The sequence below is a fragment of the Bordetella genomosp. 7 genome, from assembly GCF_002261265.1.
Taxonomy (GTDB): domain Bacteria; phylum Pseudomonadota; class Gammaproteobacteria; order Burkholderiales; family Burkholderiaceae_B; genus Bordetella_A.
Map to the genome: position 1 here is coordinate 102,382 of NZ_NEVK01000008.1, position 25,124 is coordinate 127,505.

At 63.4% G+C, this 25,124-nt stretch carries 26 protein-coding genes; 11 read left to right on the forward strand and 15 right to left on the reverse strand.

Features of this window, described 5'->3' with window-relative positions; translation table 11 throughout:
* Positions 1-21: 21 nt before the first annotated feature.
* The 13 genes from CAL19_RS16350 to CAL19_RS16410 form a co-directional block, all read right to left on the reverse strand.
* On the reverse strand, positions 22-765 hold the full coding sequence (locus tag CAL19_RS16350) for an SDR family oxidoreductase (RefSeq protein ID WP_094797415.1): 744 nt from the start codon (positions 763-765) through the stop codon (positions 22-24).
* Between the two features lie 2 nt (positions 766-767).
* Complete coding sequence (locus CAL19_RS16355; protein ID WP_026641439.1) at positions 768-1,463, reverse strand: ABC transporter ATP-binding protein; 696 nt, start codon at positions 1,461-1,463, stop codon at positions 768-770.
* Complete coding sequence (locus tag CAL19_RS16360; RefSeq protein WP_094797416.1) at positions 1,463-2,206, reverse strand: ABC transporter ATP-binding protein; 744 nt, start codon at positions 2,204-2,206, stop codon at positions 1,463-1,465. The genes CAL19_RS16355 and CAL19_RS16360 overlap by 1 nt, the downstream gene beginning before the upstream one ends.
* Entirely contained in the window at positions 2,203-3,213 is a 1,011-nt protein-coding gene (locus CAL19_RS16365; protein WP_094797417.1) for a branched-chain amino acid ABC transporter permease, read from the reverse strand. The genes CAL19_RS16360 and CAL19_RS16365 overlap by 4 nt, the downstream gene beginning before the upstream one ends.
* A 2-nt stretch (positions 3,214-3,215) precedes the next feature.
* Positions 3,216-4,079: a branched-chain amino acid ABC transporter permease gene (locus CAL19_RS16370; RefSeq protein WP_094797418.1), complete on the reverse strand. Its 864-nt coding sequence runs from the start codon at positions 4,077-4,079 to the stop codon at positions 3,216-3,218.
* Positions 4,080-4,143: 64 nt separating this feature from the next.
* Positions 4,144-5,364, reverse strand: a complete 1,221-nt coding sequence (locus CAL19_RS16375; protein WP_026641436.1) for an ABC transporter substrate-binding protein — start codon at positions 5,362-5,364, stop codon at positions 4,144-4,146.
* 39 nt (positions 5,365-5,403) lie between these two features.
* Complete coding sequence (locus CAL19_RS16380; RefSeq protein ID WP_094797419.1) at positions 5,404-6,468, reverse strand: NADP-dependent oxidoreductase; 1,065 nt, start codon at positions 6,466-6,468, stop codon at positions 5,404-5,406.
* Positions 6,468-7,706: an aromatic ring-hydroxylating dioxygenase subunit alpha gene (locus CAL19_RS16385; protein ID WP_026641434.1), complete on the reverse strand. Its 1,239-nt coding sequence runs from the start codon at positions 7,704-7,706 to the stop codon at positions 6,468-6,470. The genes CAL19_RS16380 and CAL19_RS16385 overlap by 1 nt, the downstream gene beginning before the upstream one ends.
* A 17-nt stretch (positions 7,707-7,723) precedes the next feature.
* Entirely contained in the window at positions 7,724-8,242 is a 519-nt protein-coding gene (locus CAL19_RS16390) for an aromatic-ring-hydroxylating dioxygenase subunit beta (RefSeq protein WP_094797420.1), read from the reverse strand.
* A 5-nt stretch (positions 8,243-8,247) separates the two neighbouring features.
* Positions 8,248-9,351, reverse strand: coding sequence for a cupin domain-containing protein (locus CAL19_RS16395; RefSeq protein ID WP_094797421.1), 1,104 nt, complete (start codon positions 9,349-9,351; stop codon positions 8,248-8,250).
* 21 nt (positions 9,352-9,372) lie between these two features.
* Positions 9,373-10,380, reverse strand: coding sequence for an ornithine cyclodeaminase family protein (locus CAL19_RS16400; protein ID WP_026641431.1), 1,008 nt, complete (start codon positions 10,378-10,380; stop codon positions 9,373-9,375).
* A 13-nt stretch (positions 10,381-10,393) separates the two neighbouring features.
* Positions 10,394-11,257 carry a fumarylacetoacetate hydrolase family protein gene (locus CAL19_RS16405; protein WP_026641430.1) on the reverse strand — a complete coding sequence of 288 codons (864 nt, stop codon included), beginning with the start codon at positions 11,255-11,257 and terminating at the stop codon, positions 10,394-10,396.
* Between the two features lie 136 nt (positions 11,258-11,393).
* Positions 11,394-11,708 (reverse strand): non-heme iron oxygenase ferredoxin subunit, encoded by a 315-nt coding sequence (locus tag CAL19_RS16410; protein ID WP_026641429.1) that lies wholly within the window; start codon positions 11,706-11,708, stop codon positions 11,394-11,396.
* A gap of 184 nt (positions 11,709-11,892) precedes the next feature.
* Between CAL19_RS16410 and CAL19_RS16415 the strand changes: the two genes are divergently transcribed.
* A complete protein-coding gene (locus tag CAL19_RS16415; RefSeq protein ID WP_094797422.1) occupies positions 11,893-12,783 on the forward strand; it encodes a DMT family transporter in 891 nt (296 codons plus the stop codon).
* Here CAL19_RS16415 and CAL19_RS16420 read toward each other — a convergent pair.
* A complete protein-coding gene (locus CAL19_RS16420; RefSeq protein ID WP_249276338.1) occupies positions 12,763-13,746 on the reverse strand; it encodes a LysR family transcriptional regulator in 984 nt (327 codons plus the stop codon). The genes CAL19_RS16415 and CAL19_RS16420 overlap by 21 nt on opposite strands.
* 736 nt (positions 13,747-14,482) lie before the next feature.
* Between CAL19_RS16420 and CAL19_RS16425 the strand changes: the two genes are divergently transcribed.
* The 5 genes from CAL19_RS16425 to CAL19_RS16440 all read left to right on the forward strand — a co-directional run bounded on the left by CAL19_RS16425 (position 14,483) and on the right by CAL19_RS16440 (position 19,590).
* Positions 14,483-15,244: an SDR family oxidoreductase gene (locus CAL19_RS16425; protein WP_094797424.1), complete on the forward strand. Its 762-nt coding sequence runs from the start codon at positions 14,483-14,485 to the stop codon at positions 15,242-15,244.
* Between the two features lie 96 nt (positions 15,245-15,340).
* Positions 15,341-16,252 (forward strand): LysR family transcriptional regulator, encoded by a 912-nt coding sequence (locus CAL19_RS16430; RefSeq protein ID WP_026641426.1) that lies wholly within the window; start codon positions 15,341-15,343, stop codon positions 16,250-16,252.
* 472 nt (positions 16,253-16,724) lie between these two features.
* A complete protein-coding gene (locus CAL19_RS16435; protein WP_026641425.1) occupies positions 16,725-18,416 on the forward strand; it encodes a sodium:solute symporter family protein in 1,692 nt (563 codons plus the stop codon).
* 15 nt (positions 18,417-18,431) lie between these two features.
* Positions 18,432-18,551, forward strand: coding sequence for a putative transporter small subunit (locus CAL19_RS19760; RefSeq protein WP_212589910.1), 120 nt, complete (start codon positions 18,432-18,434; stop codon positions 18,549-18,551).
* A gap of 67 nt (positions 18,552-18,618) precedes the next feature.
* Positions 18,619-19,590 (forward strand): Bug family tripartite tricarboxylate transporter substrate binding protein, encoded by a 972-nt coding sequence (locus CAL19_RS16440; protein ID WP_026641424.1) that lies wholly within the window; start codon positions 18,619-18,621, stop codon positions 19,588-19,590.
* 44 nt (positions 19,591-19,634) lie between these two features.
* Here the strand turns inward: CAL19_RS16440 and CAL19_RS16445 are convergent, their stop codons facing one another.
* Positions 19,635-20,270 (reverse strand): XRE family transcriptional regulator, encoded by a 636-nt coding sequence (locus CAL19_RS16445; protein WP_081745791.1) that lies wholly within the window; start codon positions 20,268-20,270, stop codon positions 19,635-19,637.
* A 280-nt stretch (positions 20,271-20,550) separates the two neighbouring features.
* Here CAL19_RS16445 and CAL19_RS16450 point away from each other — a divergent pair, with 280 nt between their 5' ends.
* The 5 genes from CAL19_RS16450 (at position 20,551) to CAL19_RS16470 (ending at position 25,079) form a co-directional block, all read left to right on the forward strand.
* Positions 20,551-21,336: an aldolase gene (locus tag CAL19_RS16450; protein WP_026641423.1), complete on the forward strand. Its 786-nt coding sequence runs from the start codon at positions 20,551-20,553 to the stop codon at positions 21,334-21,336.
* Between the two features lie 135 nt (positions 21,337-21,471).
* Positions 21,472-22,191, forward strand: coding sequence for an SDR family NAD(P)-dependent oxidoreductase (locus CAL19_RS16455; protein WP_026641422.1), 720 nt, complete (start codon positions 21,472-21,474; stop codon positions 22,189-22,191).
* An 80-nt stretch (positions 22,192-22,271) separates the two neighbouring features.
* Positions 22,272-23,264, forward strand: coding sequence for a TRAP transporter substrate-binding protein (locus CAL19_RS16460; RefSeq protein WP_026641421.1), 993 nt, complete (start codon positions 22,272-22,274; stop codon positions 23,262-23,264).
* A gap of 25 nt (positions 23,265-23,289) precedes the next feature.
* Positions 23,290-23,790 (forward strand): TRAP transporter small permease, encoded by a 501-nt coding sequence (locus tag CAL19_RS16465; RefSeq protein WP_081745790.1) that lies wholly within the window; start codon positions 23,290-23,292, stop codon positions 23,788-23,790.
* A 2-nt stretch (positions 23,791-23,792) separates the two neighbouring features.
* On the forward strand, positions 23,793-25,079 hold the full coding sequence (locus tag CAL19_RS16470) for a TRAP transporter large permease (RefSeq protein WP_094797425.1): 1,287 nt from the start codon (positions 23,793-23,795) through the stop codon (positions 25,077-25,079).
* The last annotated feature ends 45 nt before the right edge of the window (positions 25,080-25,124 follow it).

Consider the following 25,124-nt stretch of genomic DNA (forward strand, 5'->3'; position numbering starts at 1 on the left):
CCTTGTGTGTGTGCCGCGACGCTAGAAGCCGCCACGCACGTCCAGCAATGCGCCCGTGACATACGCCGCCGCAGGCGAGGCCAGCCACAGCACCGCGTTGGCAATTTCGTCGGCGCTGGCCATGCGTCCCAGCGGAATCGCCGCCGTCATGCGCGCCAGCTCTTGCGGGCTGCGGCCCGCCTGAATATCGGTATCGACCAGTCCCGGCCTGACGGCATTGACCCGGATACCTTCGGCCGCCACTTCCTTGGAAAGCCCGATGGTCATCGTGTCGATGGCGCCCTTGCTGGCCGCGTAGTGCACCCAGTGATTGGGCGATCCCAGTACCGACGCGCCCGACGAAACGTTGATGATCACGCCGCCCTCGCCGCCTGCCGCGGTGGACATGCGGCGTACCGCTTCCCGCGCGGCGAGGAACGCGCCTTGCACGTTCACCCGCAATACCTCGGACAGCGCCTGGGCCGACACCTCGCGCACGCGGGACAGCCCGCCGGTGATAGCAGCGTTGTTGACCAGCACACCCACCCGGCCCAGCAGATCCAGCTGCTCGAAGGCGTCCATCAACGCCATTTCGTCGCCCACATCGCACTGGATCGCCGTGCAGACACCCCCTTCGCGCTCGATGCTTGCCACCACGCGGGCAGCCTCATCGCTGTTGGACCGATACAGAATCGCCACGGGATAGTGCCGCGCGGCCTGCTGCGCGATGGCAGCGCCAATTCCACGGCTGCCTCCGGTTACCAGGAATATCGGGCGGCGGTACATGGCTACACGCTAAGGTGGGTGCCAAGCACCTCTTCATTGCCGCGCAGCGCATCGCTGGTGCCGGTAAAACAGATTTCTCCCTTGGACAGCACGTAGTGAATGTCCCCCACGTCCAGCGCGGCGCTCAAGTTCTGTTCCACCAGCAGCACGGCCAGGCCCTCGGATTTGAGCTGATGCAGTATGGCCACGATCTCATCGACGATCATGGGCGCCAGGCCTTCGGAAGGCTCGTCCAGTATCATCACCGACGGGTTCAGCATCAGCGCGCGCGCGATCGACACCATTTGCTGTTCGCCGCCCGATAGCTGGAAACCCCGGTTGTTGCGGCGTTCCTTCAGGCGGGGAAACAGCTCGTAGATGCGCTCGCATGTCCATTTGCCATCGCGCCCGGGGCGCGCGGCCACCGTCAGGTTCTCTTCTACGCTAAGGCTGGGAAACACGCCGCGTTCCTGCGGCACGAAACCCAGGCCCAGGCGCGATATCCGATGCGAAGGCATGCCCACCAAGCTGGTTCCGTTATAGGTGACAGCGCCCTTGCGGGGCTTCAGGTATCCCATGATGCTGAGCACGGTCGTAGTCTTGCCCGCGCCGTTGCGGCCCAGTATGGACGTTACCTGGCCGGGCTGCACCTGCAGTGAAATACCGCGCAGGGCATGGCTCTGGCCATAATAGGCATGGATGTTGTCGACGACCAGCATCAGTGCTTTCCTCCCAGATACACTTCGCGCACGCGCTGGTTGGCCTGGATCTGCTGCGGCGTGCCGCTGGCCAGGATCTCGCCGTAATAGAGCACGGTGATGGTGTGCGCCAGCGACAGCACGACTTTCATGTCGTGCTCGATGATCAGCAGCCCCAGCGATGCGGGCAGGCTCTGCACCAGCGCGATCATGCGATTGGTCTCGGCCGGCGACATACCCGAGGTAGGCTCGTCCAGCAGCAGCAGTTCGGGCTCGGCGGCCAGCGCGATGGCGATTTCCAGCTGGCGTTGTTCGCCATATGACAGGTTGGCCACCGGCCGCCCGGCGCAGTCCTGCAGATGCACCTGGGCGAGCAGTTCTTCGGTGCGCCGCCATTGCTCGCGCCGCGACGCCACGCTGCGCAGAGCTTCGTACCAGCCGCCCTGCTTGGCCTGCACCGCCAGCCGCACGTTTTCTTCGACCGTCAGCGAGCGGAACAAGGTGTTCTTCTGGAACGTGCGCCCCACCCCCAGCTGGCAGATTTTCTCGGGCGCCGCGCCGGTGATGTCCATGCCCTTGAACAGGATGCGGCCGGAGGTCGGGCGCAGGGTGCCCGTCAGCTGGTGCACCAGGCTGGTCTTGCCGGCGCCATTCGGGCCGATGATCACGTGGCGCTCACCTTCGCGCACGACCAGGTCCACATTGCGCGTCACTTCCAGGCTGCCGAACGCCTTGCACAGGTTTTCTGTCTGCAGCAGTGTCATTTGCTGTCTCCCAGCGCCTTGTCCAGGGCAGACGGCGGCGTCGTGGCCGCGGCGGGCGCGTCGGCCGCCGCGCATCGCCGCGCGCACAGCCGCGACATCAGGTAGCCCCACACTCCTTCGCGCATGAACATCACGCAGAAGATGAAGATGATGCCGATCCAGAAGGCCCAGTAGTCGTTGTACGAGCTGAGGAAGTTTTTCATCAGCAGGAACAGCGCGGCGCCCACTGCGGGGCCGAACAGGGTGCCGCTTCCGCCCAGGATCACCATCAACATGGCGTCGCCCGACAGGTGCCAATGCAGGATGTCGGTGGACACGTAGCCGTTGAACAAGGCGTAGAGCGCCCCGCCCACGCCGGCGAGCGCGCCCGCCAGGGTGAAGGCAATCAGTTTGAAGCGCTGTACCGGGTATCCGATGGAACGCATGCGCTGCTCGTTGTCACGGATGCCGATGAAGATCGAGCCCAGCGGCGACTTCACCAGGCAACCCATGAACCCCAGCACCAGCAGGAAGCCGGCCACCACCACGACATAGCGGGCCACGGGGTCTGAACCCAGGTTGTAGCCGAACAGTTCGGGAGGCATGAAGCCGATCAGGCCATCCGTGCCGCCGGTCACCGTGCGCCACTTCAGGGCGGTGGCGAACAGCAGCTGGGAAAACGCCATGGTCAGCATCAGGAACGGAATGCCGCTTACCCGGATGCAGGCCAGGCCGATCAGCGCCGCCAGGCCGGTGGACACCAGTATGCCGACCAGCGCGCCTATCCAGCCCGAGATCCCCAGGTGCACTCCCAGGCCGATGACCACATACGTGGATACGCCGAAGAACGCGGCATGCCCGAACGACAGCAGGCCGGTGTAGCCCACCAGCAGGTTCAGGCTCATGGCGAAGATCGCGAAAATCAGGATCTCGGACGTAATGCCCAGCAGATAATTGCCGCCCAACGGAGCCGCCGCCAGCAGCGCGCACAGCAGCAGCACGCCAAGTACAGAAGAAGTTCTTTTCATGTTCAGGCCTTTGCCACGCCAAACAGCCCCTGTGGCCGGGTCAGCAGCACCACCACCATGAGCAGGTAGATCATGAACAACGCGTAGTCCGGAAAGTAGGCCTTGCCGAACGTGTCGATCAGGCCCACCAGCAGGCCCGCGGCCAGCGCGCCGCGCAGGCTGCCCATTCCTCCCACCACTGTGACAATGAACGCGGGAATCAGGATCTCGATATCCATGCCCAGGTAGGTTCCCAGGATCGGGCCCGCCACAATGCCGCCTATGGCCGCCAGCGCCGCGCCCAGGGCGAAGATGCCGCCGAACAGCAGCGGCACGTTGATGCCGATGCCCGCGGCGGTAGCGGCATCGTCGACACCGGCGCGCACCATGGCGCCTATCCGGCTGCGCTCCAGGAACCACCACAGCAGCGCCGCCACCACGGCGCCGAACAGCACCAGGAACACCCGGTACTTGGGCAGCATCGTGTCGCCCAGCGCAAACACTCCCGCCAGGGCCTCGGGCGGCGCAATGTTGCGTATGTCCGGCCCCCACAGGTATTTGCAGATATCGCCAAATACAAAAATGAAGCCGAAGGTCAGCAACACCTGGTCCAGGTGCGGCCGGCTGTACATCGGCCGGATGAAAAGGCGCTCCATCATGACTGCCGCGGCCACCGCCGGCACCCAGCCCACGGCCAGCGCGAACCAGAAGTTGCCCGACCACTGCGCCAGCGTGAACGCGGTAAACGAACCAATCATGAAGAACGAGCCGTGCGCAAGGTTGACCACGTTCATCAGGCCGAACGTCAACGACAGGCCCGCCGACATCATGAACAGCAGCATGCCGAACACCAGGCTGTTCAATAGTTGTGTAATAAGAAAATCCATAGCGCCATCGAATACAGACAGGAGGACGCCGGCCCAGCCGGGCCGGCGCGCGGGCCGTGGCCGATCAGGCGGGGCGCTCGGCCGGGTCGGTGATGTTTTCCACGGTGTGGATCACCTTATTGGTAATGCGCCCGTCGATTTCCGCCACTTCGCGTATATAGATGTTGTGGACAGGGCCCTGGCTCTTGGGATTGAAGCTGAAGGGCCCGCGCGGCGCGGCCAGCTTCACTTCCAGCATGGCCTTGCGCAGCTTTTCCTTGTCGGATGCGTCGCCGTCTATGGCTTCCAGCGCGGCGTGGATGACGCGCGCCGCCACGTAGCCGTACTCGGAATACACGCTGGGATACTCGTTGTGCGCCTCGCGGTAGCCGGCCACGAATTTCTTGTTGGCTTCGTTATCCAGCGTATCGGCATAATGCAGCGCGTTGCGCACGCCCAGCGCCGAGGCGCCCTGCGCCGGCAGAGTGTCGCTGTCCAGCATGAACCCGGAGCCCGTCATGGGCACGGCCTTTTTCAGCCCGTACTCGTCGTATTGCTTGACGAAGCGCACGGCGTCGGTACCCGCGTAGAAGCTGAAGGTCGCCGGCGGGTCGATGTTGCGGATGTCGGCAAGATAGGGGCTGAAGTCGTTGTTGCCCAGCGGCGGGTAGATCTCTTTGATGATCTTGCCGCCCCGCCCGGTGAACCCTGCCTTGAACTCCTTGAGCGACCCGCGGCCGCCCGCGAAGTCCGACGCGCTGAGCACGATTTCCTTGGTGACGTTGTCGTACACCCATTCGCCCATCGTCGAATGCAGGGGATAGGTGTCGACCGAGCACCGGAAGAAGTACGGCAGGCCGGTGAACGCCAGGTCTACCAGGCCCGCGCCCGAACAAAGCATGAAGGCCCCGCTCTGGCGCAGGTACTGCACGGCCGCCATGGCGACGTTGCTGGCCTGGATACCCGTGATGATGTCGCAGTTGTCGCTTTGCACCAGCTTGCGCAGTTTCTGCAGGCCAACCTGCGGATTGATCTCGTCGTCTTCGCGTATGACTTCGATCTTGCGCCCGGCAATGGTGTTGCCGATTTCGTTGAAGTACAGGTTCATGCCGCGTACGTTGGCATTACCCAGCGCCGCAAACACTTTCGAATAGGAGTTCAGCGCGCCGATCTTCAATGGCTGCCGCGATTGCGCCAGCACTGCCGGCGGCATGCCGCCGAACAGACTGGCCGCGCCCACCGCGCCGACCCCTTTTATAAACCCCCGCCGTGTCAGGCCTGATTGTGTGATGTTGTGCTTTTCCATGTCTCCATCCTGGCTCTTGGTAGTTAAATGAATAGCCGTCTATTGGTCATCTATTAATCTGACGAGCTGTTTACCCGTGTTTCGCCCCGACAGCAGGCCGATGCAGGCGCCGGGTGCCGCCTCGATGCCCTGGGCGATGGTTTCCTGGTAGCGCAGCCGGCCTTCGTCGAACAGCGCGCCGAGCTCATCCACCGCCTGGCTCCAGAGGTCGACGTGGTCCCAGACGATGAACCCCTGCGCGCGCAGCCTCGATATCAGCAGGTAACCATGCGCTGCAAGGTGGTTGGGCGCCTGCCCGTAACGCGCAATCATTCCGCACAGCGCAATGCGCCCGTGCAGGTTCATGCGCGGCAGTATGGCGTCCAGCACCCACCCGTTCACATTGTCGAAACAGGCGTCGAAGCCTTCGGGTGCGCAACGTGCCAGCGCGTCGCCCAGCGCCTGGCCCGACTGTTCCTGCTTGTAATCGACGCAGGCGTCCGCACCCAGCACCTGGGTGACGTAGGCGCACTTGGCCGCGCCGCCAGCGATGCCCACCACGCGGCAGCCGCGCGCCTTGGCCAATTGAACGGCAACGCCTCCCACGGCGCCCGCCGCGGCGCTGACCACCACCGTCGAGCCGTGCTCGGGCCGGCAGATCTGCGTCATGCCATACCAGGCCGTAACCCCCGTCATGCCCAGCGCCCCCAGGTAAGCCTGCAGCGGCGCGCGCGAGGTGTCTGCGCGCCGCAGGCCCTGGCCATCCGAAACCGCCTGCTCCTGCCACCCCAGCGGGCCGACGACGTATTCGCCCACCGCGAACCCGGGGTGCCGCGATTCCACCACCTGCCCGGCCGTCTCGCCCGGCATGATCTCGCCGATGCCGGTGCTGGCCGCATAGGAACGCGATTCATACATGCGTCCCACCATGTAGGGGTCGATGGACAGATAGTGGTTGCGCACACGCACCTGCCCCGCATCCAGTGCCGGCGCGGCGCTCTGCTCTACCCTGAAGTTGTCGGGCTGTGGAAGGCCGGCCGGCCGCGACGCCAGCACCACCCGCGTGTAGGTCGCGGGCCAGCTGGCGCCGGCCTGGGCCGGGGTAGGCGCCTGGCTATGTTGCATCACAACCCCATCGCCGCGCGGTAGTGTTTATAGAAGGCGCGTATCAGCACCTCGGTGACCATGTGGTCTTGTTTTTCCACATCTTTGCCCCCCATTTCCACCACGGCGGCGCGGTGCCCGTAATGGTGAGCGCCCAACTGCGATTCGCTGAGCACCTCGCCGTCTTCCATGGCGACAAAGCCGGCCGGCCCATACAGGTTGGCGTGCCGCACGCGCAGGCGGGTCATTTCATCGTCGTCGTCCTCGTATCCGAAGAAGGTCCAGGCCAGCTCGAACGATCCGGTGCCCTTGGGAATGACATGCCGCATGCCAAAGGTATTGGCCTGCTGGTGCACCACCACGGTGGGGAAATGCGTAATGGCCACGACTTTGCCGTCTTCGAACTCCGTACGCGGCGTCACCGTGTCGCGGTCGTGCAGTTCCAGTTCTTCCTTGAAACGCGCGATCTCGGCGGCGGCCTCGTTGCGCTTCTTGCCTACGTTGCGCGACACCATGATGCTGTGGCCTTCGCCGGTGGGAATGCTTTCCGACTGCGTGTCGGCGCGCCACAGGCCGAACGTAATAAGGAACGAGTGCAGCAGTGTCGCGTGATACGGGTCTTTCAGGTTTTCGAAGTAAAGCTTCCAGTTGCTGGCGATACGCTGGCGGTTGTATCCCAGCAGCTTGAGCTTCTTTCCGGGAAACTGGCGCCGCAGGCCGGCCATGACCTCTTCGCCGCAGTACTCTTCAAACGGCATCGGGTTTTCGTGAAAGCTGGCCCATATCGACCCGCCTTCAACATGCACGCGCAGTTGCTTCAGGCCGTGGTCGGCGTTGTCGAAATCGGCCGGCATGCCGCCCTGGCGCATCATGCCCCGCTTCAGGGGAACACCCTGGAGCTTGCCGTCCAGCGCGAAGTTCCATTGGTGATACGGACAGGTAAACGACTCTTCCTTGCCCTTGTTCTTCCAGCACACCCGGGCGCCGCGGTGCGCGCAGCGGTTTTCCCACACGTGAATCTGGTCGTTGTCGCCGCGCACCACCACGACCTGCCGCTCGCCTATCCAGCTGCGCTTGTACGACCCGCGCTCGGGCACTTCGCATTCCAGGGCCACGTAGTTCCAGCCGGGGCCATAAAAGAACGTGTCCAGCTCTTGCTGATAGATGGCAGGGTCGGAATAAACCCAGTACGGCACGCGCGTCCAGCCGGCGTCCGGCCAACGGCGGTCTGCCAGAGCCACAGTACTTTCCTGTTGCATTTTCGGTCTCCTAGGCCTTAGACGGGTACGATCAGCGAGCGGGTGACGTGGTGGTTGTCGAACACCGCCAGCCGCTGCCTGAACTTCAGCCCGTCGCCGTCTCGCACCAGCACGTCCAGGTATTCGCCCACCAGGAATATCGTCGGGTCCATGTCCGACATGGCTTCGGTAATCAGGAAGTTGGCCCGGGCGTGAATGCCGTCTTTTTCCACTGCCGTCACGCGAACGCCGCTGATGAAATGTCGCCATACGCGCGGCACGTATACCTGTGTTTCGCGCAGTGCTATCACCCTGTCGCGCACCATGCCGATGCCGTCGCAATAGATCGTGGCCTGTGGCAGGTCTTCGGCGTAGTTCTCGCGCGACACCACCTGGTACAGGCAATCTTCCACGAAGTGGTCGGGAAAACTTTCCACGTCGTCTTCGTCCAGCTGCGCCGCGACCACATCGTAGAAGCGGCGGATCTGGTTCTCGAGTTCATACAGTTCGCTGCCGGCAGGCAGGCTTGCGTGCAAAGGCGCTATACGATTGAGCATGACTGTTACCCCGCTACGGCGGCCAGGTTGGTCTGCACGCCCGACTCCGATCCCAGCTTGAGAATCGGCGACTTCAGGGTTTCCTGCCACAGCAGCGATTCCATCGCGATGTGCAGCGGATGGTCCTGGATGGTAAGCGCGACAAAGCCGTTTTCGCGCGACGCATGGTTGTGCACCGACCAGCCGGGCGCCGAGAAGTGCAGGTCGCCTTCCTGCCACTGGATGCGTTCGCCATTGACCGCGCTTTTGCCGTGCCCCCACATGATGTAGTTGATGGCGGCCGAGGTGTGGCGGTGCGGCATATCCACCTTGCCCGGCGGCAGCTTGGCGATGGTGGCAAAGAAACTGTGCGACGTGCCGATGCGGCGTTCGGTGGCCGGGTTGTACAACACGTACAAGTGGCGGCCGGTGTAGCGCAGGTCCATGCCGTACACGATTTCCAGGTGCGGCGCGACTTCTTTCCAGGGCCAGTGCAGCATGCGCGAATCGACCTTCTCGATATCCACCAGCCATTCGTAGCCCAGCATCTGGGCGCCGTCGCTGCCGATAATGATGGGCCTGGCGGCGTCGCGCGCGCTGTGGACCGCGCCGCCCGCCGACTCGGCCGCTGCGCCTTGCGGGCGCGGAATCGATTCGGAGCCGTCTTCGACGTAGTGAACTTCCAGGCGTTCGAGCAATGGCGCATTGCTGTACGACAGCCTGACGAACAGGTCGTTGCCGTCATTGCGATACCGCACCGGCTGCAGGGCCGGCGTGTTCCAGACGTCGAACTTTTCGACCTGGAACGTCTTGCCGCCGCTTTCAACGGTGCCGGTGCCGCGGATGCACATGTCCACGTGGCTGGAATTGCGCAACGCCGCCACGGTTTCTTCGCCGGGCTTGAGCACGACGATATGCACGTCGATACCGGGCGCGAAGGCGGGCACGGGGCCTTTATTCTGCGGATGATTCACCGCGGCCGCGCGACGCCCGTCCGACGGGCGGGCGATATCCGCCAGCCGCTCGATTTCCTGGTCGATGCGCGCCTTGGGCAGCACCACCGTGGACCACCGCTCTTGCTGCCGGGGCCCCTGGCCGCTTACGTCTACGAGCGTAATGTCGGACTGCATCGTTGTCTCCTCTGAACCTGTTTAAGTAGCTTGCGCCGTCTGGGCGGAAGACCACCGCAGCCTGGCGCCGGTAGTTAATGGAATTTCCTGCCCGATGCCGGCCTCGCGGGCCCGGCGGTAGGCCAGCGCCGCCACCGATAAGTCCGATATTCCCATGCCCATCGACTTGAACAAGGTGATATCGGCGTCGCCGGGACGGCGTTCGCCTTTGGCAATGAGTTCGCCCAACGGGCGCACACGGCCCCAGTCTCCGTCGCCGAACTGGTCGATGAATTCGCGCGAGGCCTTGCGGGTGTTGGCGACGTCGTCAACGGCGATCATGTTCGCACGCTTGAATACGTCCTGGTGGAACTCCGCGTTGGCCGGCAGAATAGCCCCCACCGCGTTCAAATGCGCGCCGCGCGCGAGCATGTCCGCGTGCAGGAAGGGCGTGGTGGCGCGTGTCACCGTGGTAACCAGCGGAGCGTCCCGCAGCGCCTGTTCCAGGGTGGGTTCTTCAATGACTTCCATGGAAAACTGCTGGCGTACCTGTTCGCAGAAAGCGCGCCGCTTGTCTGCGGTGGGGCTCCAGATACGCAGCCGCTTCAGCGGGCGTACCAGGTTTACCGCCGCCACCTGGGCCAGCGCCTGGCGGCCCGATCCCACCATGGCCATTTCGTCGACGCCTTCCGGCGCCATCCACCTGGTGCCCAGGCCAGTCATCGCCGATGTGCGCAACTGGCCCAGCACGTTGGCTTCCATGAACGCCAGCAGGCGGCCTTCGTGCGAGTCGAACAGCACGAACATGGCCTTGGCGCCGCGTGGCGTGTTGATCCAGTTCTTGTAGCCGCATACGTGCGCTTCGGTCAGCGCCGACCCCAGCGAATGCATGGACGAAGCGGCGTCGATGGTGCCCAGCGCCTTGGGAATATTGAATCCCTTGCCCTCACCCAGCGAGCGCATGCCCACTTCGAGCTCGTCGATGATGTCGTTGAGGCTGACCAGCGACGCAACGTCCTGTTCACTAAGCCAGATGGCGGATTGATGCATGGATAACCCTCGGTCAGGTGGCCTGTGCCACGGAATTGCGCAGTACGCCGACACCCGAGATATCGACCTCGAATACGTCGCCGGGCCGCAGGTAGCGCGGCGGCTTGCGAGTAAAGCCGACGCCCGCGGGGGTGCCGGTGGCGATGACGTCGCCCGGCATGAGTTCGGTAAAGGTCGACAGGTAGGCGATGACCTGCGCAACCGTAAAGATCATGTTCTTGCCCAGGTCGTCCTGCATGGTTTCGCCGTTCAGGCGTCCGATGATGCGCATCTGCTCTACCGGCCCGGCCTCGTCGGGCGTGACCAGGTACGGGCCAAGCGCCCCCGAACGCACGAAGTTCTTGCCGGGCGTGGCCTGGTTGGAATGGCGCTGCCAGTCGCGCACCGAGTTCTCGGCCATGCAGGTGTAGCCCGCCACGCAATCCATGGCCTGCTCTTCTGTCACCTCGTAGGCTCGGCGGCCGATCACCACCGCCAGCTCGGCCTCGTAGTCGAATTGCTCCGACACCTTGGGCCGCAGCACGGGCTGTTCGTGACCGGCCAGCGACGATCCGAAACGCACGAATATGGATGGCTTGCCCGGCACGGCCATGCCCGCTTCTTCGGCATGCAGGAAGTAGTTCAGCCCCACGCACAGGATCTTTTCCGGGTCGGGAATGGGGGGCAGCAGCCGCACTTCGCTTTCCGCCACGCCGTCTTGCGCATCCAGCGCGGCGCGGGCGCGCCTGCCCAGGCCGTCTATCCCCTCCAGGGCCAGCGCGTGGCGCAGGCTCGGAGCCTGTGCCGTCGTAAGCCGCACGATCCGGCCGTCGGCCAGGACGCCGTAGTCTGCCGCCGCGTCCGAGCCCTGCGTCGCCTGATAACTGACGAATTTCACTACTGTCTCCAAGTTGCATGCGAGTTCTTGTCGACTCGCTGTCTATTTATGTATGTGTCGCGTCGAGTATGTCGCACCCCTGCCGCCCCAACAACGAGCGGCCAGGAAAAGCAATTGTTCCGATCCGTTTAAAAGATCAGTCGATGCCTATCGAAATGCGGCCATCGACGAGCTTGACGGGGTAGGTGCGCACGTCGGTGGTCAGGGGCGCGCACAACGCCCGTCCGTCGCGGATATCGAACCGCCCCTGGTGCAGCGGGCATTCGATCTCGTAGCCTTCCAGGTAGCCATCGCACAGCCGGGCGTTGCCGTGGGTGCACAGGTTGTCGGTGGCATAGATTTCTTCGCCCACCCGATACAAGGCCAGCTCTTTGCCGGCGACCACGACCGATGATGGATATTCCTCTCCCACGTCATCGACGGGGCCCGCGTCCAGCCACTGCTCGCTCATGCGCTTTGTCTCCATAAGCCATTTTTTGTTGGCGCTATGTTGGCCTGCGGCAAGCAAGCCGGCAAGGCACGCGACGTAACAACACCTGTTCCATTTGGAATAAGGCAGGCGTGGGCCGCGGTGGGATAATCCTGGCAAAAATCATATTGCCGCTGCCGCACGACGGCCGGAAACGAGGAGACAAATGGCCAACCCTGGCATGCATCCGGTTACCCAAGCCGCCGCCTGGATGGGCGGCGCGCTGGTCGCACTGGCCGCCATGGCGGTCGCATCGCGCGAACTGGCCGCCCACCTGAGCATCTTCCAGATACTGTTCTTTCGCAGCGCATGCGGGCTGCTGGTGGTCAGCCTGATTCTGTGGCGCGCCGGATGGGGCCAGGTGCGCACCCGGCGGCTGCGCGGCCACCTGGTGCGCAACGCCAGCCATTTCTGCGCCCAGTACGGCTGGGTGTACGGCATGGTCTATATACCGATGGCGGCCGTCATCGCCATCGAGTTCACGGCCCCGGTGTGGACCATTCTTCTGGCCGCCGTCATAGTCAATGAAAGAATCACGCCGCCGCGCATGGTGTCGGTGGCGCTGGGCCTGGCCGGTGTATGGCTGATCGTGCAGCCCGCGGGCGCGCCCGTTCATCCCGCCGCGTTGGCGGTGCTGGCCAGTTCGGTTGCCTTTGCCCTGACGTATGTCATGACCAAGAAGCTGACGCCGACCGAAACCCCGCTGTGCATCCTGTTCTACATGAGCGCGGTGCAGCTGGCGCTTGCGGCCGTGCCGTCGGCGTTCGACTGGCGCCCCATTCCGCTGCAGGCAATACACTGGATCGTCGTAGTGGGGCTGGCCTCGCTGGTGACCCACTACTGCCTGGCGCGCGCCATGAAGCTGGCCGACGCCACCATCGTCGTGCCGCTGGACTTCCTGCGGCTGCCTTTCATCGCCATGATAGGGGCGCTGCTGTACGGAGAATCCGTAAGGATGTCGCTGTTTGCCGGCGCAGCGCTGATACTGGCCGGCAACCTGTATAGCGTGGCGGCCGAAAAGCGCCGCTCGCGCAGCCTACAGGGCAGCGGATCGTAGTTCGGTATCCGCGGGCGCCTGGCTGCCCGACAGGCACGACTTCAGGAACTCGAGGCCCGCCTGGATCTTGAGCGACCCCGCCGCCCGGTTCGGCAGCACCGCGTACACGGCCCGGTTGCGGGGCACGAAATCGGCCAGCACTTCGACCAGCCGGCCAGTGCGCAGGTCGGCATCCAGCAGCCAGCGGGGCGCCATCATGATGCCTATGCCTTCCAGGCATGCGTAGCGCACCGCCTCGCCGTTATCGGCAAGCAGGTTGCCCTTGACGCTTACATGCGTGATCTCGCCGTTTTGCCACACGGGCCACCGCGACGTCATGGTCAGGCCCTTGGTGATCAGGCAATTGTGGTTGATCAGGTCGGAAGGCACTTGCGGGGTGCCATGGCGTTCCAGATATTCGGGCGAAGCACAGAAGGCGCGCACATAGGGCGCGAGCTTCACCGCCACCAGCCCGGCGTCGATGGAGTCGGCGATGCGCACCGCGATGTCCATGCGCGCTTCATAGAGATCGACCTTCTCCATGGAAAAGTTGATCTCGACGGAAAGCTGGGGATAGGTCTTCAACAGGCGGGGAATCTGCGGGGCGATGAAGGCGCGGCCCAGCATGGCCGGCACCGTCAGGCGCAGGCAGCCGCTGGGCGTGTGCTGCATGCCGGCCAGGGCCTCGGCAGCGTGGTCCAGTTCGATCAGTGCCCGCATGCAATGGGCATACAGGCGTTCGCCTGCTTCGGTGACGACCAGGCGACGGGTATCGCGGTTGAGCAACCGCTGCCCGACTTCAGCTTCCAGCGTGGCGATGCGCTTGCTTACCATGGCGGGCGTCACATCGATGCGCCGCGCCACTTCAGAAAAGCTGCCGATTTCTACCGTGCGCACGAAGATGCGCAAGGTGGTCAGGTCTTTGAAAATCGCCGAGTGCATGATCTGCGACTCTGAAAATTTTGCCGATCCACTAGTCGTCATGGGGCTCTCCATGCATACCCGCCATCACAGCCCCTGCGGCAATCGCACCCAGGAAGCTGGCCCGCCATCATAGTACGGCCCGCGCCGCCACCCCGTGCTGCGATGCCGCGAGGCGGTGCCGAGGCGAGTCGGAGGCGGGGTCAGAGACGTGTCAGAGGCGGTGTCCAGGTGGGGGCGGAGACGAGTCAGAGGCGGTGTCCAGGTGGGGCCAGAGACGAGTCAGAGGCGGTGTCAGACACCTTCGGAGTCAGACACCGCAGCGCCGGCATACCGCAGCCCTGCACCAACCTCTCCAGGTGTCTGACCCCGAAAGGTGTCAGACACCCCACCGCACCAACCACACCATTCAGAGGCGGTGTCAGACACCTTCGGAGTCAGACACCGCAGCGCCGGCATACCGCAGCCCTGCACCAACCTTTCCAGGTGTCTGACTCCGAAAGGTGTCAGACACCCCACCGCGCCAAACACACCATTCATGGCGTCAGACACCCCATGCAACCCCAAACACTTCATTCAAGGTGTCTGACTCCGAAAGGTGTCAGACACCCCCACCGCGCCACCCACACCCTTCATGGCGTCAGACACCCACGCAACACCTAACACGCCCCGATTATTAACGATTTTTGAATTCTTAAACCGATTTCGGCCCATTTATTCAATATGCACAAACGATCATCATGACTCCATCGCGCCAGATTCCTCGGCGCACCGATAAACACTTCGACGGAGCTCAATGATGACCAAGCCCATTACCCCAGTTTCCACCCCGGCCGTTCGCACGGCGATTGTCACGGGCGCGTCGCGCGGCATAGGCAGGGCGATCGCCATGCGCCTGGCCCAGGACGGCTATCGAGTGGTGGTGAACTACTCGGGCAACCAGGCCAGCGCGGCCGACGTGGTGGCCGACATCCGGGCGGCAGGCGGACAGGCGGTTGCCGTGCAGGCCGATGTCTCGAACGGCGATGACGTGCGGCGGCTGTTCCGGGAAGGCCGCGCTGCCCTTGGCGCAATCGACGCCATCGTGCACAGCGCCGGCGTCATGTCGCTGGCGCCGATATCGCCCGACCACGTCGACGTATTCGACCGGATGGTCAACACGAACCTGCGCGGCGCCTTCCTGGTGCTGGCCCAGGCAGCGCAGGAACTGACGCAAGGCGGCCGCATCATCGCGATATCCACCAGCGTCATTGCCAAGGCCTTTCCCAACTACGGCGCCTATATCGCATCGAAGGCCGGCGTCGAGGGGCTGGTGCACGTGCTGGCCAACGAACTGCGCGGCCGCGGCATTACGGTAAACGCCGTGGCGCCTGGCCCGGTAGCCACCGAGCTTTTCATGGAAGGCAAGAGCCAGGCGCAGATCGCGGAGCTTTCCAACATGGTGCCTTTGCAACGGCTGGGCACTCCGCAAGACATCGCCAACGCCGTGTCGTTCCTGGCAGGCCCCGACGGCGGCTGGATCAACGGACAGGTATTGCGTGCCAATGGCGGCTTTGCCTGACGGCGCGCCCGCCGATCGGGCCCTTCTGCCCATTGACCGCCAACCGCGGCATCGGGTGCAATTGGCTTTCGCCCATTTACGCGACGACTGACACCTATGGACCGCTTCGCCGCCTTGCAGTTATTCAACCGCATTGTTGAGTTGGGCAGCTTCACCGAAGCAGCCGAAGTGCTGGACATCCCGCGCGCGACGGCCACGCATGCGATCAAGCAACTGGAAAGCCGCCTGGGCGTCAGGCTGCTCGACCGCACCACCCGCCAGGTCAGGCCTACCCTGGACGGCCAGGCCTTCTACGAGCGCAGCAAGCGTGTACTGGCCGAACTGGAAGACGCCGAAACGTCGCTCAGCACGCACGTGGCCAACCCGCACGGCACGCTGCGGCTGGACGTGCATGGCGCGCATGCCACGGCGATTATTCTGCCGCACATCACCGAATTCCGGGAACGCTATCCGAACATCGACGTGGTGCTCAGCAGCGGCGACCGGCTGGTCGACCTGGTAAAAGAAGGCGTCGATTGCGTGGTGCGCGCCGGCCACCCGCGCGATTCATCGCTGGTGGTCAGGAAGCTGGCCAGCATGCCGGAAATCATCTGCGCCAGCCCGGCGTACCTTGAACGCTACGGCACGCCGCAGCACCCCGTCGAACTCGAAGCGCATCATGGCATCGGATTCTTTACGCGCGGCAACGACAACCGCTATCCGTTCACCGTGATCATCGATGGCAAAGTTACCGAATTCGAATCCAGCGGCTGGATCAAGGTCAGCGATGCCGACTGCTACACCAGCGCCGCGCTGGCGGGCTGCGGCCTGATACAGGTGCCGCGCTTCCGCCTTGAAGAACACCTGAATGCGGGTCGGCTGGTGCAAGTTTTGCAGGCATGGCGTTGCCCCGACATGCCCGTGTCTGTGCTGTATCCATCGCACCGGCAACTGTCGCCCCGCGTGCGTGTTTTTATAGACTGGGCGCGCGAGCTGTATGCCCAGAAATTCGGCGCGCCCGGCCATTGATGCCCACATGAAAGCGGCCCGCGCAACTGGCCGGCGGGTGGACAGGACTGCTCTATATCCCTATACTTACGCATCTTTACAGGCGTTCCAGGCTGCACAAGCCAATCGGGGCGCCTATCAACAGGCCGCGTACAGCGGCCCGGCATTTTGCTGAAACACATCAAGCCGGCCTACTTGGGCCGCGCAACAATATAGCCGGCTCACCAGGCTGGCTCAGCGCTTACCGACACCGGGGCCAATTTCCAGGACTCCACCCGTGGGGTAGCGATGCACCTTTGTGTGCGATTTTTTTATGCTGCGTGCGCAGCCGTCGATCCGGCTCGTCCGCACATATTGCTCGCGCGTACCGTTCGTACGAGCCGTGTTTCAGCGCGCCAATGGGGTAGTTGCCACCCATCGCGTAGCGCGAAATGGCATGGGCGCATAGCACCCGCCTGACGGCGAGTCGCTGCAAAGGAGCAAGGACCACCTAATGCAGGATACGCAGTTTTTTCAGTTGTCCGCCTCTACGGCAATCTTGTTATTGATAGGGTTCTACGGCCTGACTTTCCTGATGTCGCTATGCATCGGCAAACGCCAGGAAAGCGTAGATGGCTACATGACGTCGAACAATGCGGTCGGATTCGGCCTGTCGGCCGCCAGCATGATCGCTACCTGGATCTGGGCGGCATCGTTCTACGCCAGCGCCACTTCCGGGTTCAAGTACGGCTTGTCCGGCCCCATCCATTACGGCTTGTGGGGCGCGCTGATGATTCTGTTTATCTACCCGTTCGGCCGGCGCTTCCGTGCGCTTGCCCCCAAGGCCCATACGCTGGCCGAGATCATGCACGCCCGCCACGGCGCATCCAGCCAGATGATCATGGCGATTTCCAATATCGTGGGCAGCTGCATCAGCCTGATGGTGAACTTCACTGCGGCCGGCGCGCTGGTATCTATCCTGAGCCCGCTGACGTTTATCCAGGGTGTGCTGATCGCCGGACTGGGGGTGTTGTCGTATTCATTCTGGTCGGGGTTCCGCGCATCGGTGATGACGGACTTCGCGCAACTGGTGGCGATGATCCTGTCGGCCGTGGTCATTATTCCGCTGATCTTCTTCAACGCGGGCGGCACTGACGTCATCACGTCCAACATGTGGCGGCTGTCGCCCGAGCAGGCAAGCTTTTATTCGCCGCAAGCGATCCTGGAACAGGGCGCCCCTTACTTCGTGGCGGTGCTGGCGTATGCGATCGGCAACCAGACCATTGCGCAGCGGCTTTTCGCGGTGCGCGAGGACCTGATCAAACCCACCTTTCTGACCGCCACGATAGGCTACGGCGCGGTGGTGATCGGCCTGGGCATGCTGGGCCTGCTGGCCTTGTTCGTGGGCCTGCAGCCGGCCGACGGCAACATGAACAACATCATCCCGCAAATGGCCTCGGCATATCTGCCGCCGGTGGGCATTGCGCTGTTCTTCATACTGGTGATCGGCTCGCTTTCGTCTACGGCCGACTCCGACCTTGCCGCGCTTTCGGCCATTGTAATGACGGACATCTATGCGAAGAACCTGGCGCGCAATCGCCCGGATCCGCGCCGCATGCTGTGGTGGGGCCGCGCCACCATGGTGGTGGCGACCATGGCCGGCGTCATCTTCGCCAGCCTGCGGCTGGACATCCTGGTCATGCTGGTGTTCGTCGGCGCGCTGTGGGGCGCCATCGTGTTCCCCGTCATCGCCAGCTTCTTCTGGGACCGCGTGGACAACCGCGCGTTCGTATGGTCGGTGCTGTCCGCGGTCGTGCTGTTTACCATCGTGCGTTTCGAACTGGTGCCCATTGAAGGCGCAATCGCGGTGTTCTATGAGATCTGCGCCGGCATAGGCGCTGGCGTGGTGCTGGGCTTGATGGCGTTCGGGTTCTTCGGCCGCCGCGTCGCGCTGGTGGTGGGCGTACTGGCCGCCGCCGTGGCGACGCCCTTCTTCCTGGGCTTCCTGCGCGACTACATCGTGTTGACCGGGTCGCTGACCGCGTACGGCGTCAGCGCAGCGGTATGCACGGCGCTCAGCCTGCGCAGCCGTGAGCGCTTCGATTTCAGCGTGCTGGCAGACCGCGTGACCTCGTTCCAGGAGGACGATGACGGCCAGCCTGACGCCATCTCGCCGCGCCCCGCCCCCCAACCGGCGCAAGCCTGAGCAAAGGAGACCTCTATGTTGACGCTATACATACTGATCTGGCCCGTGATCTCGGCCGCCATCCTGGCCCTGCTGGTCGTGGCCCTGTGGCGCGACCTGCGACGCGCCCGGAAAAACGGCGAATCCATGGTCTGAAGCCACGGGCGGCGCAGTCCGGCCTGTCGCTACAATGCCGCCCGTCACTTCACTCCATAGGTGCGTTATGTCTTATCGATTCAAGCGCCTGGCCGCCATCGCAGCCGGCGTTCTCATTACCGCAGCCGGCGCCGCGCAAGCGGCCTACCCCGACAGGCCGGTCAACATGATCGTGCCCTTTCCTCCCGGACAGGCCACCGACATCTTCGCCCGTATGCTGGCCGAACGTCTTGCCAAAGACATCGGCCAACCCGTGGTCGTCGAAAACAAGGCGGGCGCGGGCAGCAACATCGGCATGCAGTACGTAGCGCGCTCGGCTCCGGACGGCTACACGCTGGTCGTGGGCGGCAGCGCCGCCGCGGTCAACCAGACGCTCTACAGCAATCCGGGTTATTCGCTGCGCAACGACTTCACACCGGTAGGCGGCATCTTTACCGTGCCGCTGGTGTTCCTGGCCACGCCCGCCAGCGGCATCACGTCGCTGCAGCAGCTTATTGAGCAAGCCAAGGCGCGCCCGGACGAACTGGCCTATGCCAGCGCCGGCATAGGCGGCACGCAGCACCTGTCGGCCGAGATGTTCAAGGCCGACGCCAACGTCGAACTGCGCCACATCCCCTACAAGGGCAGCGGCCCGGCGCAGGCGGACTTCCTGGGCAACCACGTGCCCCTGATGGTGGACTCGGTTACCGCCGCCCTGCCCCACGTGCAATCGAAGGCGGCGGTGCCCCTGGCCGTAACCACGCGCGAACGCGTGCCGCAACTGGCGCAAGTGCCCACGGTGGCCGAATCGGGCCTGCCGGGCTTCGAGGCCGTAGGCTGGGCCATGGTGTTCGCCCCCGCAAAAACGCCTGCGGACGTCGTGAACTACCTGAACGAGCGGATCAACGCCATTCTCCGGTCGCCCGAGATGTCGCGCGCGCTGGCCGAACGCGGCGGCCAGCCGCTTATCTACCAGCCGGAAGAAGGTCGCCGCTTCGTGCAAACCGAAGTCGACAAGTGGGGCAAGGCGGTCAAGCGCTCTGGCGCCACCGTCGATTGAGCGGCAGCGGGCCCGCGCATTGCGGGCCCTGACCCTAGGGTGACTTATGAGCGCGGGCGGCTTTTCGCGCCGCTTCGCGCGCCGGCCGACTCGTCCGGACGCGCGGCGCGGCCAGGCCTGGCGGGCTTGGACTCGCGCCGCTTCTGCGGCGTTTTACGCGGCGATATCACAATCAATACCTTTGCATCCGCGCCGCTGAGCGACGATATTTTGTGCGGCACCGTGGAATCGAAGTGCGCACAGTCTCCTGTCTCGAGCACTTCCTTGCGTTTGACCAGTTGCAGCTCGACCCGCCCAGCCAGCACGTAGACCAGTTCTTCGCCATCGTGATGGCCGGTGGGATTGGCTGGCGATCGGGCATCGTCCGGGTGGATCACGAAGGCCAGCATATTCCAGCGTGGCGAGGCGCCCGCCACCAATTGCAAGGCGCCCGTGGCGTTGCCCCCGCGTGCTAACGGATCACGGATGACTGACACCGAATCCGTCGGCTCATCGGTGTCGAACAGAGACTCGATGGGAACATCCAGCGCCCGCGATATGCGCAACGCCGAACTGATGGACGGCGTCGAGATCCCGCGCTCGATCTTGGACAGATAGCTGCGCGTGAGATTCGTCTGGGCGGCGAGTTCTTCCAGCGTCAATCCCGACTGGACTCTCAGCACCCGTAGCGTTGCGGACATCGCCCTATCTCCATTTTTTTGATAACCAACTTCGGCCGGGCACGGCGGCGGCTGCCCACTGGCGCGCCGGGTAAGTACTTTCCCGAAGTATGGCGAAATACCCACATGTCCTGTAGGACACTTGTGTCATACTGGATTCACGGCACACAAACTATCACGTTTCTACCGAGAAGTGTGCCGGAACTGGATTTTACGTGTATTGCCCGTGCGCACGGCCCGACTGCCGGGCCGCGCCTGCGCGCGCCGGCGGTACGTCCGGCAAGGCAGCAAAGGAGCTTCAATGGCCACGACTTTCGCGGAAAACAAAGAACAACTGCTCAAGCAGGCAGAGGAAAAACTCCTGGCGTCGTTCGACGACCAGGACGAATACACGATTCAGCAAAAAATCGCCCTTACCTGCCGGGTGTTGCATGAACACGGCCACGGCTCGGGCGTGGCCGGCCAGATCACCGCCAGGGGCCCCGAACCGGGCACCTACTACACGCAACGTTTCGGCCTGGCCTTCGACGAAATCAAGGCCAGCAATCTGCTGTTGGTCAACGAAGACCTCGACGTGCTGCAGGGCAAAGGCATGCCCAACCCGGCCAATCGCTTTCATTCCTGGGTTTACCGTGCCCGGCCGGACGCTCAGTGCATTATCCACACGCATGCCATGTATACGGCGGCGCTCAGCCAGCTTGAACAGCCGCTGGTTATCTCGCATATGGACAACTGCCTGCTGTACGAAGATGTGGAATTCGTCGGCGCCTGGCCAGGAGTGCCGTTCGGCAACGAAGACGGCGACATGATCTCCCAAGCGCTCAATGGCAAGCGGGCCCTGCTGATGGCGCACCACGGACTGCTGGTGGCAGGCGGATCGGTAGAGGAAGCCTGCATGCTGGCAGTGACGTTCGAACGAGCCGCCCGCCTGCAGTTGATGAGCATGGCGGCCGGCGAGATCAAGCCCATCGACCCCCAGAAAGGCCGGCAGGCGCACGATTGGCTGATCAAGCCCAAGCACACCAAGGTAGCGTTCTTCAACATGGCGCGCCGCGTCCTGGACAGGCACCCCGACTGCTTCGAATAATCGTCGCCCCGCACACGGGGAAAACGCTTATGTCTTATATGACACAAATGTCATAGGATCAACACGAACTTCCAGCCGCCCCTCAACAGACCTCAAGTGTCATGGGCGGGCGGATCATGATGACGGAGCAGGGCAATGACATATCAATCCGATCTATTCGCCGGCAAGCGGGTATTGGTCACGGGCGGCACGCGCGGCATAGGCGCAGCCGTGGCCGATCGCATGGCCGGCCTGGGCGCCCGCGTGCTGGCGACCGCGCGCAGCACGGCTGACGCGGAAGTCAGCGACAAGGTGGAAGTCGCTGTCATGGACGTCAGCCGCGCCAGCGACGTCGATAGCGTCCTGGCGAGCCTGGACAGGCTCGACGTGGTCGTGAACTGCGCCGGCGCCATCCAGCGCGGCAAAGAGCACGAGATCGATTCATTCGAACACGTGGTTGGCATCAACCTGACCGGCACAATGCGCGTTTGCTCGGCCGCTCGCCCGCTGTTGGCAAAAACAGGCGGTGTGATCGTGAACATGGCGTCGATGCTCAGCTACTTCGGCGGCCCGCTGGTGCCTGCCTATTCGGCCAGCAAGGGCGCGGTGGCGCAATTGACCAAGTCGCTTGCCATTGCCTACGCGGCCGAGGGTATCCGAGTCAACGCGATCGCGCCGGGGTGGATCGCCACGAAGTTCACCCAGGGTGTGCAAGATGATCCGGCGCGCAATCGGGCCATTCTGGAGCGTACGCCCATGGGCCGGTGGGGCACCCCCGATGACATCGCGACGGTGGCGGTGTTTCTGTGCACCGAGGCGGCGGGCTTTATTACAGGCGCCATCATCCCGGTAGATGGCGGGTATCTGGCAGTCTGAACACATGGAACAGCCCTGTCAGGGGGTTACCTGACTTACTGCATAACGACAGCACAACAAAAAATTGCCTGGAGAGAGTAATGAAGATTTCCCGTCGCAGCATGCTTTCGGTTGTAATGTCTGGCGCGTTCGCCGTGGGTATGGCGATGCTGCCCGCGCAAGCCGCCACGACCCTGAAGCTGGCCGAAACCCTGCCGATTGGCTACCCCACCACTGAAGCGCTGACCGAGATGTCGGATCTGCTCGGCGCAAAGACCAATGGCGAGCTCAAGATACAAGTGTATGCGGGCGGCCAGCTCGGCAACGAAAAGGAAACCATCGAACAAACCCAGCTTGGCGCGATCCAGCTCAGCCGCGTAAACGCGCTGGTGCTGGCGTCGATCGTGGACGAGCTGAACGTACTGGCCCTGCCCTACTTGTTCAAGGATCAGGCGCATCTCGAACGATTGATCGAGAGCCCACTTGGCGACCAGTTGCTCGATCGCATTACCAATCAGCCCAATTCGCGTCTGGTTGCGCTTACATGGATCGGCGCGGGCGCGCGCAGCATGCTGACCACCAAGAAGCAGGTAGAAACTGCACAAGACCTGCAAGGCCAGAAGATCCGTGTCATTCCCAACCCCATTCTGTCTGACGCGATTGAAGCCATGGGCGCCGCCGGCGTGCCGCTGGGTTTTGGCGATGTGTTCGCAGGCATGCAGACGGGTATGCTGGACGGCGCAGAAGGCGCGGCGCCCACGCTGGTGGCGGCCTCGTTTCACCGGGTAGCCAAGCATTATTCACTGACCGAACACCTGATCGTTCCCGACGTGCTGGTCATGTCGCGACGCGCCTGGGACAAGCTTACCCCGCAGCAGCAGCAAGCCGTAAAACAAAGCGCGAAAGAAGCAGAAAAGCGCCAGCGCGAGCTGTGGAAGGCGGCCGACGGGCAAGCGCTGCAGGACATGCGCGCGGCGGGCGTGGAAGTGATTGAATTCCAGGGCAAGGATGTGCTGCGCGAGAAAACCGCGCCGGTGCGCGAGAAGTATGGCGCGAAGCACCAAGACCTGATCCTGGCTATCGAAGCCATCTGAGCCCACGGCCGCCCGGGTTACGCAAATGCAGAAGCTTGCTTGCTGGGCCAGGAGCATCTCGATGTTCCTGGCCGCGATTTCACTGGCGTTGATTGCCATACTGATACCGGTGGGCGTGGCTGCGCGGTATGGGCTGAACGCCCCCATAGGGTGGATAGAGCCGGTGGCGGCGATTCTGCTGGTGGCGTTTACCTTCCTATCGGCGGCCGTCACGATGGCCGACCGTCTGCATGTGTGCGTCAACACCTTCACCAACATGCTGCCTGCGCGGCTGCGCATTATCAACGCCAACGTCGTGCACGTCCTGCTGCTTGCACTGCTGGTGGCAATGGCCGCGGCCAGTTGGGAACTCGTCCAGTCCACGCTGGGCCAGAGCCTGCCGGAAGTGCCGGCCCTGCCCGCGGCGGTCGTGTACGCGGTGGTGCCGCTGGGCTTCGGCCTGATGGCGCTGATGGTGCTGGCCAACCTGCTGGCGCAGCGGCTCGAAGAAAACTCACAAGATAAAGCGGATCTGCAACTGGACTGACCATGACCACATACGTTCTGCTATTGGTGTTTGCGGCACTGCTGGTCATGGGCATGCCGGTGGCCTTCGCAATGGGTGCGGCAGCGGCTGCCGCCGCGTATGTAAGCGATATCCCGTTTGCCGCGCTGGTGATCAAGCTGGTGGACGGCACCAACCAGGTGCCGATGCTGGCCATACCATTGTTCATTCTTGCCGGCGCCATCATGGCCGAAGGCGGCATGGCGCGCCGGCTGGTAGACCTGGCCAAGGCATTGCTTGGATCGCTGAAAGGCGGCCTGAGCCTGGTCAATGTGTGCGCGTCGACACTGTTTGGCTGCATATCGGGCTCGACAGTGGCAGATACCGCGTCGATTGGCTCGGTAATGATTCCGCAAATGGAAAAGAACGGCTATCCGCGCACCTTTGCCACCAACATCACCATGACCGGCTCGCTGCAGGCCACCATCCTGCCGCCTTCACATAATTTTGTGATCTATTCACTGGCAGCCGGCGGCATGGTGTCGGTGCCCGCCTTGTTCCTGGCCGGCATCCTGCCCGGCCTGCTGCTGGGCCTGTGCCTGGCAGCGCTATGCCTGTACTACGCCTACCGGCATGACTTTCCTCGCGGATCAGCCACAGGCCTGCGGCTGATCCGCGCCCGCTTCATCGACGCGGGATGGGGGCTGATCACGGTCGTCATCATCACCGGCGGCATCCTGTCCGGCGTGTTCACCGCCACCGAGTCCGCGGGTGTGGCGTGCGTGTACGCGCTGGCCGTGACCATGTTCGTGTACCGGGACTACCGCTGGAAAGACCTGCCCAAGCTGCTGTCGGGCGTGGTTCGCACCTGCGGCATCATCATGATCATGATGGCCACCGCATCGGCCTTCGGCTACATGATGGCGCTGGAACGCGTGCCGCAGCAGATCGCTGAGTTGTTCCTCGCGTATTCCAGCAACGTCACCGTGTTCCTGATCCTGGCCAACATCGCCTTGCTGGTGCTGGGCATCTTCATGGAACTGACGCCCATGCTGCTGATCTGCGTGCCGGTGTTTATGCCCATCATCATGGAGCTGGGTATCGACCCCGTGCATTTCGGCGTCATCATGGTGTTGAACCTGGCCATCGGGCTGGTGACGCCACCTGTTGGGGCCACGCTGTTTGCGGGCATTGCGGTGGGACGCGTCACCATGGAACAGATCACGCGCACGATATGGCCGTTTTACGTGGCCATGCTGATATGTCTGTTACTGGTGACGTATGTCCCTGCCCTGAGCTTGTGGCTGCCGGCGCTGGCGGGCGCACTCTAAAGCCACGGGCAACCCGGGCGGCGCCGCCCCGCCTGCCACACAGGG